Below are 15,718 nucleotides of genomic sequence, written 5' to 3' on the forward strand. Positions count from 1 at the left end.
TTCTTCTTTTAGATTGTAGCTCCTTTATAAGGCAGAGGAGTAGACTAGCAATGATTTGATAAGCTAGCAAAAATCTCTGCCCCTAAAATCGGGGTTTATAAAGCAACGACAATCAAGGATGAACATGACAAGCGAGACAAGAGAGACAAATACAATATTTGACAATTTTGCCGCGTCACTACTTCCCGACATCTGAAAAAAGTAGAGGGGTTTGAGCTGTTTTGTACGCTGTGCATCTAGTCGCTGATATTGTTGATAGCTGATAACGAATTCACCATTCATGGGATAAGGATTTCAGATCATGGGCAAATTTAGACGCGTACCCGTTGGGATTGTTGGCGCGTCGGGCTATGGCGGAGTACAGTTGGTACGACTACTGATGGATCATCCAGAAGTCGAATTGGTTTATTTAGGCGATGAAAGCAGTATCGGGAAATCCTTTGGGGATCTCTACCCGCATCTGGCTCATGCAACTACGCTGCTAATAGAAGCAGTAGAACCAGAAATAATTGCTCATCGCTGTGAAGTAGTTTTCCTGTCTTTACCAAATGGTCTAGCTTGCCAAATCGCGCCCAAATTGTTGGAAAAAGCATGTAAAGTACTAGATTTGAGTGCGGACTATCGGTTTAGAAATTTGACAACTTATACAAATTGGTATGGCATTGAGAGAAGCGATCGCACAATTGCAGCTACAGCAGTTTATGGATTACCAGAACTTTATCGCGATCGCATTGCCGAAGCTCAACTCATTGGCTGTCCTGGTTCCTATCCCACCGCTAGCCTCCTTGCACTTTCGCCACTTTTAAAGCAAGGTTTAATCGTGCCAGAAACAGCTATTATTGATGCCAAGTCTGGTACATCTAGCAGTGGACGGCAACCTCAAACCAACTTATTACTAGCTGAAGCAGACAACTCCATAGCAGCTTACAATATTGGCCGTCACCGTCATACCCCAGAAATTGAGCAAATTTGCAGTGACTTAGCTGGTCACGAACTGATGATCCAATTTACACCCCACCTTATCCCAATGGTGCGCGGTATTTTGGCAACGGTATATGCCACAATGCGCGATCCCGGTTTAGTGCGAGATGATTTAATTACAATTTTCTCAGCCTTCTACCGCAACTCTCCTTGGGTGAAAATCTGCGGCAGCGGCGTTTATCCCCAAACCAAATGGGCTAACGGCAGCAATCTTTGTTATATCGGTGTAGAAGTTGACCCGCGCACAGGTCGCGTTATTGTCATGTCAGCAATTGACAATCTAGTTAAAGGACAGGCGGGCCAAGCAATTCAGTGTTTAAACCTAATGATGGGCTGGGATGAAACTTTGGGGTTGCCCAAGTTGGGGTTTTATCCTTGATTGGGGATTGGGGATTGGGAAAAATTCTTGCCCTAGTCCCCAGTCCCTAGTCCTTACTTCGGCCCTAACCCCACAGCACCAGCATAAACGGCGCGATCGCCTAGTTCATCTTCAATTCGCAGCAAGCGATTATATTTTGCTACGCGTTCGCTGCGACATAGAGAACCTGTTTTAATTTGACCGGCACGGGTTGCTACGGCTAAATCAGCGATCGTTGTGTCTTCTGTTTCACCAGAACGATGGCTAATTACTGAACGGATACTGTTGCGAGTTGCCAAATCAATTGTTTCCAAGGTTTCGGTGAGAGAACCAATTTGATTGAGTTTAATCAAAATGGCATTAGCGGCTTTTTCCTGGATGCCTCTTTGCAAGCGAGTAGCGTTAGTCACAAATAAGTCATCCCCTACCAATTGCACCTGCGAACCTAACTTCTGGGTGAGCAATTGCCAACTTTGCCAATCTTCTTCATGCAAGCCATCCTCAATTGACACAATTGGGTATTGGTCAACGAGTTGTCCTAAATAATCAATAAACTCAGCCGGGGCGTGAGGTTTACCATCGTAAACATACTGACCATTCTTGTAAAACTCACTAGCCGCCACATCCAAAGCCAAAGCTACTTCTTCCCCTGGCTTATAACCAGCTTTCTTAATGGCAGCAACCAGCAATTCCAAAGCCACCTGATTAGACTCTAGGTTAGGGGCAAAACCGCCTTCATCACCTACACCAGTCAGCAACCCTTTCTCATCTAACACCTGACTAAGGGTGGCAAACACTTCTGCACCCCAGCGCAACGCTTCCCGAAAAGAAGTTGCGCCAATTGGGACAATCATAAACTCTTGGAAATCCACGTTATTTGATGCGTGTGCGCCACCGTTAATTACGTTCATTAACGGTACTGGTAGTAAATTCGCTAAAGGGCCACCCAAATAACGGTATAGAGGAATTTCTAAAGACTCAGCACTAGCTTTAGCTGCTGCTAGGGAAACCCCCAAAATCGCATTCGCCCCCAAATTGGATTTGTTAGCAGAACCATCTAAAGCGATCATTGTCCGATCTAGCAATTCTTGGTTGAGGGCATCCAAGCCTAATAATTTTGGCGCAAGTGCTTCTCTGACGTTTTTTACCGCCTTGAGTACGCCTTTGCCCCCATAACGGCTTTTATCGCCATCACGCAGTTCGTGAGCCTCAAAAGTGCCAGTAGAAGCGCCACTGGGAACTTGTGCCAGTCCGACACCACCGTTGGCTAAATGCACTTCGGCTTCAATTGTCGGTCTACCGCGTGAATCAAGAATTTCACGGGCTGCGATCGCAACAATTGCAGTATCTAGGTCAGTATCTAGAAATTTACTCATCTGTACTTTATCCTTTATTCGAGTCTGTTACGCATCCAGTCCAGTTGCCTAACCCAATCGCTAGCATAGGCGTTTAAGAGACTTTATTGGCTGAGATTAAAGAAGATTTCCATTATTATGGATAGGGATCAACGCCAAAAATGGGTAAGAGAATGTTTATCCTGTCTTTTTCCTTGATCGCATTTCTACCTTCAGACTTTGAGCTAGGTAAAATATTGGCAGAGAATAACACTAAATCAATTACAGAGAAAAGGTCAATATGCGATTACTACATACCATGCTACGGGTGGGCAACCTTGAAGAATCCTTAAAGTTTTACTGTGAACTTCTAGGTATGAAATTACTACGCCGAAAAGATTATCCAGGCGGAGAATTTACCCTGGCTTTTGTTGGCTATGGTGACGAAAGCGACAACTCGGTGATAGAACTAACCTACAACTGGGGAGTAGAAAAGTACGAATTGGGTAATGCTTACGGTCACATCGCCCTTGGTGTTGATGATATTTACGCTACGTGTGAGGAAATCCGTAATCAGGGTGGTAAAGTCGTGCGTGAACCAGGGCCAATGAAACATGGTTCGACAGTAATTGCTTTTGTGGAAGATCCAGATGGGTATAAAATTGAACTGATTCAACTTACAAATCAAGGGTCAGCAGTCAAACAGGAATCCCAAGAGCAACTTGTGAGTCAATAATTCTTATAATTAAGAATATAAGCCAATACGCTTGAGTTCAGGCTTGATCCTCCTTAAAAAGGCTTGCCATTACCCACATTTTTGTAACAGTTAAGATGTCGCATTGACCGACATCGCGCCCAGAACTTAAGTTCTGCGACTCATAGCTGAAGTCTACTTAAGTGGACTGAAATTTTCCGTGAAGAAGGCAGAGGACAGAGGGCAGAAGGTTTGCTCTTGCAGTGTAGGCTTCTCCCAAGGGGAGACGCTCCGCGAACAGACCTACACTGATTGCAAGACACCTGTGGCAGAGATTTTGGATTGTTGCTCTCAACCCTTACGGACTTCGGTCGTGGCAGAGGGCAGGAAGACGCTCGATGACTCGCTACCGCTACGCTATCAGAATTCTCTTCTGCCTTCTGCCTCCTGCCCTCTGCCTTTCTTGCTAACCCAAAGAGCTTAACCATCGACATCGCTTAAAATCTTATATTTAGTCCTCTTGAGAGGACTTTAGCTATTCGCCTGGGAACAAATTCCCAGGCGAGTTAATAACGAAGCGGAAGATTTCTTTGATGTTGGTAATGATAAGCCTTAAAAAGGAGCAAATTAAGCCACCCAGTAAAACCCTATCAAAGCCAATAAAGCTGTAGGAAAATCTACACCGATGTCTTAAAAAGTTGAGCTATATCTGGGGAGATTAATTCTTGTTACACACTGTCATTTTATGCAGGTAAAGCCAGAGGCGTAAGACTTTTGGCTTTTTGCCTCACTATTTTAGGCGGGTTGGGGTATCTTGTCTGCGTAAATCCTATTAGTATTACCCGCATACTGTCGTTAATGAGCAACACTAATAGCTATTGTTCCAATATTACCATTTGGTAAAGTCCGTTCAGAACAGTGTTTTCGTTTTAAATTAGAAATATGGGTAATCGATTATAACGATCGCCAATTACCAATCCAAAATTGCCACTGGAGATACACGCGGACATCCGCTAAGAATGTTTGGATAATTAGGGACTAGGGAAGAGTATTCTAATACCCAGTCCCAATCCCACTACCAATCCCTAAACTAAAAATCAAAATTCCGAAATTTTAAAGATGCAACCTACAGATCCAAATAAATTTACTGATAAAGCCTGGGAAGGAATTGTTAAATCTCAGGATATAGTTCGTGCTTATCAACAACAGCAACTAGATGTTGAACATTTAATTATCGCCCTGTTAGAAGAACCCACTAGTCTAGCCATACGTATCCTGGCTCGATCTGAGGTCGATCCAATCCGCTTGCAACAGCAGCTAGAAGCCTTTACCCAACGTCAGCCTAAAGTTGGTAAAAGCGATCAGCTTTACCTCAGCCGCAATTTAGATATTTTACTAGACCGAGCCGAGGAAGCTAGAGCCAGGATGAAAGATTCCTACATTTCCGTGGAACACATACTTTTGGCCTTTGCTGAAGACGATCGCGTTGGCAGAAAGATACTCAAAGGCTTTGGTGCAGATGCAGCTAAACTAGAGGCTGCTATCAAAACCATTCGCGGTAGCCAAAAGGTAACAGATCAAAGCCCAGAATCGCGTTATGAAGCCTTACAAAAATTTGGTCGAGATTTGACAGAACAGGCAAAATCTGGAAAACTCGACCCGGTGATTGGGCGCGATGACGAAATTCGGCGGGTAATTCAAGTATTATCTCGTCGTAGCAAAAATAACCCTGTATTGATTGGTGAACCTGGGGTAGGAAAAACTGCGATCGCCGAAGCTTTAGCGCAGCGAATGGTCAACGGTGACGTTCCCGAATCTTTAAAAAACCGCCAGCTCATCTCTTTAGATATGGGTAGTTTGATTGCTGGGGCAAAATACAGGGGTGAATTTGAAGACCGTCTAAAATCTGTTCTCCGGGAAGTTACGGAATCTAATGGTCAAATTGTCCTGTTTATTGACGAATTACATACCGTAGTCGGCACAGGTTCCAATCAACAAGGGGCAATGGATGCCGGAAATCTGCTCAAACCAATGCTGGCAAGGGGAGAACTGCGTTGTATTGGTGCTACTACCCTCGACGAATTCCGCAAACATATTGAGAAAGACGCTGCCCTAGAACGCCGCTTTCAGCAAGTATTTGTCGATCAGCCAAGTGTGGAAAATACTATTTCCATTCTGCGGGGATTGAAAGAACGCTATGAAGTACATCACAACGTCAAAATTTCTGATTCGGCGTTGGTAGCAGCAGCAACACTGTCAGCGCGTTATATTAGCGATCGCTTCCTACCAGATAAAGCCATTGATTTGGTGGATGAAGCAGCAGCACAGTTGAAAATGGAAATTACCTCCAAACCAGCAGAATTGGAAACTATTGATCGCCGCCTCATGCAGTTAGAAATGGAAAAGCTCTCATTAGCTGGCGAAGAAAAGGGTATTCCCCAAACTAAAGAACGTTTGCAGCGCATTGAGCAAGAAATTGCCGATTTAACCCAAAAGCAGCAAATATTTAATGAGCAATGGCAAGGTGAAAAGCAGATATTGGAGGCGATAAGCGCCTTAAAGAAAGAAGAAGATGCGCTGCGAGTGCAAATTGAACAGGCGGAACGCGCTTATGACCTAAATAAAGCTGCCCAACTGAAGTATGGCAAATTGGAGGGAGTGCAGCACGAGCGCGAAGCCAAAGAAGCGAGCCTTTTAGAAATTCAGAACCAAGGTTCCACCTTACTGCGAGAACAAGTCACCGAAGCCGATATTGCCGAAATCGTCGCCAAATGGACAGGAATTCCCGTAAATCGCCTATTGGAATCAGAACGGCAAAAGTTGCTCCAATTAGAAAGTCATTTACATCAACGAGTCATTGGGCAAGAAGAGGCTGTAGAAGCGGTAGCCGCCGCAATTCGCCGCGCTCGTGCAGGGATGAAAGATCCCTCTCGTCCCATTGGTTCATTTTTGTTCATGGGCCCTACAGGCGTAGGTAAAACCGAACTCGCCCGTGCTTTAGCTCAGTTTCTCTTTGATTCTGATGATGCATTGGTGCGCTTAGATATGTCTGAGTATATGGAAAAACACTCAGTTTCTCGGTTAGTCGGAGCGCCTCCAGGATATGTAGGCTATGAAGAAGGTGGTCAGCTTTCCGAAGCGGTTCGTCGTCGTCCTTACTCAGTGGTGCTGTTGGATGAAGTCGAAAAGGCACACCCCGATGTGTTCAATATTTTATTGCAAGTGTTAGATGATGGAAGAATTACTGACTCTCAGGGAAGAACGGTAGATTTTCGTAACAGCGTTATTGTCATGACCAGTAACATTGGTAGCGAACATATCTTGGATATATCTGGTGATGATTCCAAGTATGAAACGATGCGGAAGCGGGTAATGGATGCTTTGCGATCGCATTTCCGCCCTGAATTTCTCAACCGCGTCGATGACATTATTCTCTTCCATACCTTAAATCGCACGGAAATGCGGCAAATCATCCGTATTCAACTCAAACGGGTCGAAAATCTCCTGCGCGAGCAAAAAATCTTCTTTGAAATATCCCAAGCAGCCTGTGATTACCTTGTAGAAGCAGGCTACGACCCAGTTTATGGCGCTCGTCCACTCAAACGGGCAATTCAGCGAGAAGTAGAAAACCCCCTCGCTACCAAATTATTGGAGAATACTTTTATCTCTGGAGACACGATTATCATTGATAAAAACGAAAACGGTCTATCTTTTAGCAAAAAAGTGCTGGTAAAAATATCAGTGCCACAAACTACCGTCAAGCTGGTTGAGTCAGCACCAGAATCGTAAAACTTAATACACTGTCAAATAAGATGTAAATAAAACTAGATCGTTCTATTTTTCTGATTCGTCAGGTGAGAATGGGCGATCTAGTAGTATGTCAATAAAGAATTCCCTGTAGAGACGGCGATTTATCGCGTCTCCCTAACTGGAGTACAGATATTACTGGGTAATTTACAATACAGCGAATAAAATAGCAAAAGCAGATTTCCTGTCTTGGAGATTCCTCCTAATGAAAGTAATTCAAGCTCTTGCTCGCTATTTTCCAGATAAATGTGGTGGTATTCAAGTAAACCTCAACGATTTACTGCCAGAATTGCGTAGTTTACAGCCGCATGCATCGCTCTTAGCACTGGCGGAACCTACACATGAAATTGACATCCAGATAGCAGCAGCTAGTAACGGTTCCCAAAAAGAAGAGACTTATAAATATAACGGCGTAGAAGTTTATCGATATCCTGTATTTCCTACGCCTAAAACAGAACCGAATCATGGACAATTCCCGCATGGGAAATTTGAATATTTCGCTAATTGGTTAACCAACCAAAAAGCAGACATATATCATCAGCACCATTGGGAAGTATCTTGTGGCTTACCTCATTTGCGATTAGCTAAAGAATTAGGCATGGCAACAGTGTTGACAGTACACTATGCTCTACCCGTTTGCCAGCGAATTACTTTGATGTTCGATGGACAGAAAGTTTGCGATGGCAAAATTGATGTGGTGCGATGTTCTCAATGTGCTGATACTTTGAGCAAAAAGTTACCTGCTGAAATGGTCAAAAGTTTGAGCCATTTGCCCCAAGCTATCCTTGGTCGCGTACCAATGCCTGTGAGTGCATATCTTCCAGCCTCAGTAGACGATGGCAATCTGGGAAGATTTGTACGTCCTTTTGTCGTGCCTAGCTATGTTGCTGCACGCCAAAAAAGTTTGCTCAAAATGGCAAAATATGCCGACCGCATTGTGACAGTGTGTGATTGGCTTTATAAAGCTCTACTCATCAACGGGATACCTGAAGAAAAACTCATTCTCTCTCGACATGGAATTTCTTATACTGAACAAAAAAAATTACCACAGACAAAACAGGAATCAGACCCTTTAAAAGTAATCTTTTTAGGACGCTGGGATATATATAAGGGTATCGAGATTTTAGTACAGGCAGTTAAAGATTTACCCCCTTTTATCAAGATTGAGTTGGCCATTTATGGAATAACACAGGATGAACGATATCGCCAAAAAATCTTTAATTTGATAGCAAATGATCCTCGGATTCGTGTGAATAAACAACTAACTAGAGTTGAACTCCCTCAAACTTTAGCTAACTATGACTTACTGGCTGTACCTTCCCAATGTCTAGAAACTGGGCCTTTGGTTGTATTAGAAGCCCACTCTCTATCTGTACCTGTCATCGGCTCTAACTTGGGGGGTATTGCTGAACTTGTTAGACATGGCATTGATGGTTGGTTAGTGACTGCTAACGATACTAAGGCTTGGACTCAAGCTTTCGAGCGATTAGCAACAGATACTAATTTACTTAATAAATTACGCCAAGGTATTAAATCTGTTCGTACAGTAAGTATGCAGGCGGCAGAAATAGCCGCCATATATAAAAATCTACAACGATAGTTTCCCTTTCTGGGTAGATAAATCCGAATAAAATATAACTCACCAGTCAAAATTGTAGAGATGATGAAACCGATATTCAGAGATGAGCTATAGGACTGAAAAAAATGCTGAACGTCAAACACTTTCTTCATCGAGTACAAAACAAAATTTGGCGACTATACAATTATAAATTGCCAGAATTTCTAAGTAGCGTGCAGTTTCTTTGGCTATTGCATATTGGTAGTAAGCCAATGAAAGTTAATCAGAAATCTGCGATGATAATTGCACCGCACCAGGATGATGAAGTTTTGGGGTGTGGTGGTTTAATTAGACTCAAGCGGGAACAGAATGTGCCAGTCCAGATTGTTTTTGTCACAGATGGAGCAGCAAGTCATGGCAAACATCCCAAGTTTCAATCTGGTGAAATAGTTCCAATTCGTAAGCAGGAAGCGCTTTGTGCTTTAAGCATCTTAGGCATAGACAAGAGCCAAATTTATTTTCTTGACAAACCAGATAGTCAGCTTCAATATCTAGATGCAAGCAAGCGCCAACAAACAATTGAACAACTTGCTCAACTCTTAAAATCCTTCCAGCCTGGAGAGGTTTATGTGACTCACCGCCAAGACCGTATTAAAGACCACGAAGTAACTTACGAATTACTGCTAGCGGCAATTCAATACTCTGAAATTGAGGTTGACGTTTTACAGTACCCTATTTGGATTCTCTGGAAATCTTTACTCTTCCGTGACTTAAAACTAGGTGAATTAGCATCTGCTCACCGTATATCTATCCATTCTGTTCAAAGTAAGAAGATAGAGGCGCTTGAAGCTTACCGCTCCCAATGCCTACCTATTGATACTGAAACTTCTGCTGTACTAAAGCCTGGTTTCCTACGGCGATTTCTCGTACCGTATGAAATTTTTTTCAAGCCAAATTCTATGTTGTAAAATCAATATTCTAATAGATGGTCTGTACAAACGACAGTGTAATTCAGCTATTGACTATTAAACTTAATTACTGCGTATTTGCTTGAGATTAAGAATATTTCTTCTGCCGTCTCCCCACTACAGAGAGATTTTAAAATTTTTTATATTATTTTGCCTACAACTGATGTTTTTACTTTAACAGGTGGGTACTATAACTTTAGTATGCTGGCAACATCTTCATAAAGCTAGCTTTGGATGAAATAGATTTCTACAAAGTTAGTTTAAATCATACTATTTCTCTATTAAAGAGAGCTGAAGTAGTCTAGTAATGCAGATTTTTCTGTTACATAAGTATTTTAGATAAGGATAAATTAAAGAATTTTAAAAATTCAGTATTTTTCGGTATTAACCAAAAAATGAACCCATGATATAAATTTAATAAATCACATCTATTAATTTGCTATTGCATTTTTAACAATGTTTGAAAAGGCTAATTTTCATAAAAATCAAAAGTCTCACTTTTAATTAAAACCTACAAAATAGGCTGATTTACCTATAAAATCAATATCTTCAAATCTGTAAAAAACATTTGACAGGGAAGCTTATATGTCTATAAGACGCAAACTTATCAAGGTAGGAATACTTTGTTTTAAAAAAATTATTAGCCAGTTTTTATCTACAATAAAAAAGCAAATAGTTTGGTTACTAAGAACCCTTTTTACCACAAATAGAAGACGTGGAGCGGGAAATGCTGGGTTTGTATTGCCAACGGTAGCGATGGTATCTTTAGTTGTTGTCCTATTAACAACTGCAATTTTATTTCGCTCTTTTGAGCGTTCCAAAAATGCTAGTAATGTTCGAGTAAATGAGGCCGCACTCAATGCTGCAACTCCGGCAATTGATCGAGCTAGAGCTAAAATAAATAAGCTGTTCCAAGACGGGCGACTACCACGAGCCACACCAACAGATAACGCCCTATACGATACGCTGGTAACCAATCTCAACGAATATACCTTTGGCGATGAAACTCAACTGAAGCTAACTAAAAATTCACAATATACAGGTGAACGAACCGAACTTAAAACTGCATGGTCGTACCCTGTCGATACCGACAATAATGGCAAGTTTGATAGCTACACCCTTTATGGCATTTACTTTACAAATCCTCCGACAAGTAGTGGTGCATATACTCATGCGAGAAATTCTCTAGAGGCAAGAACTCTACCAATGACTGCTGGTAATGTCAGTGGAGATTGTGGAGATACACTAGGCACAAGCGCTAGCTTAGTAGGTAATACTGGCTGGTTTAAGGTGGGTAATAAGTTGAAAAAAGCCTTTTTTGTCTACACAGCAACTGTTCCTATTACTACTACACCAGCTTCTAATACTAAGTACGAACTTTACAAGGGTAACAAAAGCTTTTCTGCTTTAGAGTATCAACAAGAGCGTGTCCAAATTCCTGTAGTTAATAATGCTGTTCTTTATGAAGATGACATAGATATTAGCCCAGGCCCCATCTTCAGATTAAATGGACGAATTTTTACCAATAGTAATTTGCTCACTGGTTCAGACGGAAATAATGTCAGGCTATATCAAGTTAGCAGTAAGGACTCGTGCTTCTACGATGATGACAATGCCAAAATAGTAATTGGTGGAAATTTGGGTGCTGGTGGCTCCACAGATACAAGTGACTCATCCAAGATCACCCAAGTGGATTTATTTAGAAAAGGAGAAGCTACCGATCCTGTTGTAGTCGATTTTGCAAAATCAACTACTCCAGTATCAAACGAAGCGAATTTGATGGCTTATAACAGCCTTGCCTACACACAGCGCATCACTCGCCTAGTTAGCGCCCAAATAGCTACCACAGATCCTGATCCTACAGAAGTTACCAAAGGTATTCAACAACAAAAGGATAAGCTTGGTTTAGCAAGTTATACCACAGCAGAAAACGACGCACTACGCAAACAACAGCTACAGATATACTTTAAAAAGCGTACCCGTCGCGTACCTTACAAAGAAGTTGCTGCTGGAAGCAGTGAATTAGTTGCATTAGGTACATACGCCATAACTACTCCGCTTCAAGGCAGTGGCGATACCCTACGCCCTGTAAATGCTTGGATGTATCCTACCGATCCGACCGATGGTAAAACGGGTACTGGTTACACTAGTTTGACACTAAGTATAAGCAGTGGCAAACTGACCCCTGCTGCAACAGAACCTACTAAACTACAAAAAGACTATAACGGAACAGAACGATCCTTAGGTGACAGAGTTGTAATTGGTAACAATCTACCTCAAATGTGGTGGGACAGCAATCAAAGCCTATTTGTCGGGCCAAATCCTCAAGATACCCAAAATATTAGTGGTATTAACTGGGATCTACCAGCCACACCTTCCATACCTCGCACTCGCCGCTCTCGCGTACAAATACTAGCTGATTTAGGCTCTACAGACCGAGATAAAGATTGGGAACTAGCAGCAGCTCAAGTACCGACTAGCATACAAGACCCTGTTGGTGGTTTACGAGTGGTAACTGGTGCTGGGATTTATTTGCCTAATGGTTACACAGCTGCAAGTACTACTTTCACTTCAGTTGCCAAAGAAATTTGGTCTGATCTGATGCCAGTGCCTCAGTCTCCAGCACCCACACAAAAGATTATTAAGCCATATTGGATGTATGATTACTCTGCTGTAGGCGCAACTAATTACTCTTCAATACAGTATAAATGGCCCGAAATTGCCGATCCAACTAAGACACCATATCTGCGGATGCGAGCTACGGCTGTTTATCACTACAAAGCTAGTAGTTACAACCAGCAAAGTCCACAACCTATAGCTTGTGTAAGCAGCTTTTACGTCCCTACTAATAGCACTACTGCTAAAAATCAAACAGGACTTCCAGCTTGGGCCTCAGATGCTAATAGTTCAAATACTAATGGTCTATCTAACAACGGCATAGTTTATGGGCCTCCAACGAAGGCAGTCAGTGATTATCAGGCCTTACTGACTTATCAATCTCAATTAAAATATCCAAAAGGAGATTTAAAACTTCCAATAACTGATACAGCTAATGCAAATTATTTAGCTGGACGTTCTATAGATGATGGACTGCTGGCACAAGCTTTAGCAAAAACAGCAGCAAATCGTACTCTTTCGGAACAATCTACAATTCATGCTGCAATTTGCGCCCTACAAATTTTAGACGGCAGTATTTCTCCAGTAACCACTACACCTCCTATTCCTCACGGCGCAATTCGAGAAACTGCCTTTTTAGATGCAAGACAGGTTAAGGCAAATCAAACAACCACTACAAGTACTGATTACGATCTTCCAATAAAAGACAGACAACCTCTAGAAATTCGCGCCACAGTATTAGACATCAACTCGCTTCGCACTACTACGTATGGTGCAGCAACTCCAGCGCAAGAATACTTACTGCCAAATAGCGGTATTATCTATGCTACACGCGATGATGGACTGCTAGATTTGAGTTCAACAAAGACAGATTCAGAGGCGCGAAAACTTGAAAGCCCAGTGGATTATACGCTTGACCCAACGCGCCGTCCTAATGCCATTATGCTCATTAACGGTTCAAAAATCGGTCGCGGCACAAGTAATGACTATCGAGACGTAGAGAAAGGGTTGATTTTAGCTACCAATTTGCCTGTTTATGTTAAGGGGAACTTTAATCTTCACACCCAAGAAGAGTTCACAACGGCATTGGCAGATGATTGGAGCAATTTCTATACTCGTGCCAAAGCACAGCGCAATCCGAATTTCGCTTGTCGTCCAAATGATACAAGGCTACCAAACTGTACAACTGGGGATGAATGGCGTCCTGCATCTATGTTGGCAGATGCTGTTACTTTACTTTCTAATAACTTTAGATTGGGCTACCGCGATGAGGGAGATTATGACTGGAGTAATAGCTATAATGCTCCATTCCCAATACCATCTGGTTTCTCACAATTCTCACAATACAATAGCTTTGTTCCCGTAGCTCGATGGCGTGATACTACTACAGGCATACCCAAAGACCTTGACTCAACTACAACAGGGTTTCAAGGTAGTTCCTACCTCAACAACTTTGTGACACCAATTGCGCTACAAATACCACCAGGGACGTATTTGACAGAAGTTTGCTCTGCAAGTAACCAAGCAGATTGTAGTGATCCTACAAAAGCGACAACAGCATGGACAATCCAGACAGCCTGTGGAAATGGAGGAGGTAATACATTTTATAATGGTCAAATTGTTGGTAAAAATGGAAATCCAAACAATAGTCGATTAAAAACAGGATACATTTTTGATGATCCAGCGACGGATTATTCAGGAGGATGCTTTCCTGCAACCGCTCCTCGGAGAATTGCTTTTGTACGTGATGCAACAACTGGTCAGTTAGTTACTCCTCTTCAAGTCTTAGGAGTTGATGATAGCAATCCTGGTAGGGTACGAATATTTCCTTTAGGGTCAGCAACATCCACTACGGGAGAAAGACTATTACAGCCATCACCCGATGTATTCATGCCCTGGCTGAAGCCAGTTATAGTTGGTGGTGTTGTTACTAGCTTTCAACCAGTTCTACAAATTAACCAACCCTTTGCTACTCCTCAAGACCCAGATAACAATAATAAGATTGTCTCTGGAACCCACAATAATTGGTTGCAAACAGCTATTGAAACTACCTTTAATTTAATTGCTGTGGCTGGAGATACCCCAGCGCGTCCTACGGAAGATAACGGTGGTTTACACAACTTTGTGCGCTTTTTAGAGAACTGGAACCCAACTGGTACACAAACAACCGATGCTATTAAAGCTAGGATTAGTGGCACTTTCGTCCAAACTAAACGAAGTGCTTATGCGACTGGATCATTCAGCACATCCATATCAACTCAATCTGATGATTTTAAATATAAGATTCAAGGTAATGACAGCAGAACTCCTTTCTATCTGGCTCCTACACGGCAATGGGGTTATGATGTAGCACTACTATCTCAGTCGCCTGACTTATTAGCCCAAAAACTGGCAACCATACCAGATGATTTGCCAGATGAGTACTTCCGGGAAGTTGGTCGAGATGATGCATGGGTGCAAAGTTTGTTGTGTGCGAAAAAACCCGATACTAGTACTCCTCCTGTATATACTCCTGCAATAGATTCCGATCAACTTCCTAGTAACTGCCCATCTTAAAATTTCATACTACTCTCCTAAACTGTAACTTTCACTTTAGGGGAGTAAGGTTTTTCAATTACGTTTTTGAATGCAAATTGGTATCAGAAGCTGGTGATAAGTTAATGATTAAGCACAAACTACAGCAACAAATCATCCCTGCTGATGAGTCTGGTTTTACGATTATTGAGTCATTGGTAGCAATAGTTGTGGTTGCTATTTTATTAGCAGCGATCGCACCTGTGATCGTCATCTCAACAGCAACCCGCGTTCAGTCTCGGCGTGTGGAACTTGCAACCCAAGCAACAAAAGCATTCATTGATGGCATCAGAACTGGAGCTATTACTACAGTGCCAAGTACAGTAGTTACACTTGCAACTCCAACTGCGGCTGCACCTAGAAGAATTTCAGATGTAGCAGGGACACCATCTATAACAGGTAGACCACAAGATTATTTAATTAACAATATTACAGATATGCCTGCTCCCACATCGGCAACTGGTCTATATTGTTTCAATAAGAATGGGACTATTAGTAATCCAGATTGTTCAAGCAATACAAACAATCTGTTTTACATTCAAGCTGGTCGAATTGTCCAAAGTACTGGGATAAACGATGGCTATCGTCTGGGAATTCGGATTTATCGGGTAGATGTTGACTTTAACCAAACCCTCAAAGCTAGCACAGATACTACTAAGAATAGACAAAAAACTTTCACCGGTGGATTAGGCGATCGCCAAGCACCATTAATCGAAATGACAACTGATATTGGCAATAGTAACACGACTTTTCAGGCTTTGTGCCGACGACTGGGTACTGCAACAAATCAAACTTGCCAGTAAAAAACTAGGCAGTTTCACATTATTG

Annotated in this window: 8 protein-coding genes; 7 read left to right on the forward strand and 1 reads right to left on the reverse strand. The window is 42.2% G+C overall.

Annotated features, from left to right (window positions below):
• The first annotated feature begins 301 nt into the window (after positions 1-301).
• On the forward strand, positions 302-1,360 hold the full coding sequence (argC, locus tag RMZ43_RS05395) for an N-acetyl-gamma-glutamyl-phosphate reductase (protein ID WP_322655076.1): 1,059 nt from the start codon (positions 302-304) through the stop codon (positions 1,358-1,360).
• Positions 1,361-1,413: 53 nt separating this feature from the next.
• On the opposite strand, the gene eno is transcribed toward argC, so the two are convergent.
• A complete protein-coding gene (eno, locus tag RMZ43_RS05400) occupies positions 1,414-2,715 on the reverse strand; it encodes a phosphopyruvate hydratase (protein WP_322655077.1) in 1,302 nt (433 codons plus the stop codon).
• Positions 2,716-2,974: 259 nt separating this feature from the next.
• On the opposite strand from eno, the gene gloA reads away from it, so the two are divergent.
• The 6 genes from gloA (at position 2,975) to hpsB (ending at position 15,693) form a co-directional block, all read left to right on the forward strand.
• Positions 2,975-3,409 carry a lactoylglutathione lyase gene (gloA, locus tag RMZ43_RS05405; RefSeq protein ID WP_322655078.1) on the forward strand — a complete coding sequence of 145 codons (435 nt, stop codon included), beginning with the start codon at positions 2,975-2,977 and terminating at the stop codon, positions 3,407-3,409.
• A gap of 1,077 nt (positions 3,410-4,486) precedes the next feature.
• Positions 4,487-7,156, forward strand: coding sequence for an ATP-dependent chaperone ClpB (gene clpB, locus RMZ43_RS05410; RefSeq protein ID WP_322646332.1), 2,670 nt, complete (start codon positions 4,487-4,489; stop codon positions 7,154-7,156).
• Positions 7,157-7,379: 223 nt separating this feature from the next.
• Positions 7,380-8,774 carry a glycosyltransferase gene (locus RMZ43_RS05415; protein ID WP_322655079.1) on the forward strand — a complete coding sequence of 465 codons (1,395 nt, stop codon included), beginning with the start codon at positions 7,380-7,382 and terminating at the stop codon, positions 8,772-8,774.
• Between the two features lie 104 nt (positions 8,775-8,878).
• A complete protein-coding gene (locus RMZ43_RS05420; protein WP_322646330.1) occupies positions 8,879-9,700 on the forward strand; it encodes a PIG-L deacetylase family protein in 822 nt (273 codons plus the stop codon).
• A gap of 585 nt (positions 9,701-10,285) precedes the next feature.
• Entirely contained in the window at positions 10,286-14,872 is a 4,587-nt protein-coding gene (hpsA, locus tag RMZ43_RS05425) for a hormogonium polysaccharide biosynthesis protein HpsA (protein ID WP_322655080.1), read from the forward strand.
• Between the two features lie 104 nt (positions 14,873-14,976).
• Complete coding sequence (gene hpsB, locus RMZ43_RS05430) at positions 14,977-15,693, forward strand: hormogonium polysaccharide secretion pseudopilin HpsB (protein ID WP_322655081.1); 717 nt, start codon at positions 14,977-14,979, stop codon at positions 15,691-15,693.
• Positions 15,694-15,718: the final 25 nt, after the last annotated feature.

Origin of the sequence: Nostoc sp. CmiVER01 (assembly GCF_034531135.2) — a bacterium.
In the GTDB taxonomy this organism is placed as follows: domain Bacteria; phylum Cyanobacteriota; class Cyanobacteriia; order Cyanobacteriales; family Nostocaceae; genus Nostoc.

What these genes read in the sequence shown, in the direction of transcription:
- argC (WP_322655076.1), top strand. Translation starts at nt 302, where the DNA reads ATGGGCAAATTTAGACGCGTACCCGTTGGGATTGTTGGCGCGTCGGGC.
- eno (WP_322655077.1), bottom strand. Translation starts at nt 2,715, where the DNA reads ATGAGTAAATTTCTAGATACTGACCTAGATACTGCAATTGTTGCGATC.
- gloA (WP_322655078.1), top strand. Translation starts at nt 2,975, where the DNA reads ATGCGATTACTACATACCATGCTACGGGTGGGCAACCTTGAAGAATCC.
- clpB (WP_322646332.1), top strand. Translation starts at nt 4,487, where the DNA reads ATGCAACCTACAGATCCAAATAAATTTACTGATAAAGCCTGGGAAGGA.
- RMZ43_RS05415 (WP_322655079.1), top strand. Translation starts at nt 7,380, where the DNA reads ATGAAAGTAATTCAAGCTCTTGCTCGCTATTTTCCAGATAAATGTGGT.
- RMZ43_RS05420 (WP_322646330.1), top strand. Translation starts at nt 8,879, where the DNA reads ATGCTGAACGTCAAACACTTTCTTCATCGAGTACAAAACAAAATTTGG.
- hpsA (WP_322655080.1), top strand. Translation starts at nt 10,286, where the DNA reads ATGTCTATAAGACGCAAACTTATCAAGGTAGGAATACTTTGTTTTAAA.
- hpsB (WP_322655081.1), top strand. Translation starts at nt 14,977, where the DNA reads ATGATTAAGCACAAACTACAGCAACAAATCATCCCTGCTGATGAGTCT.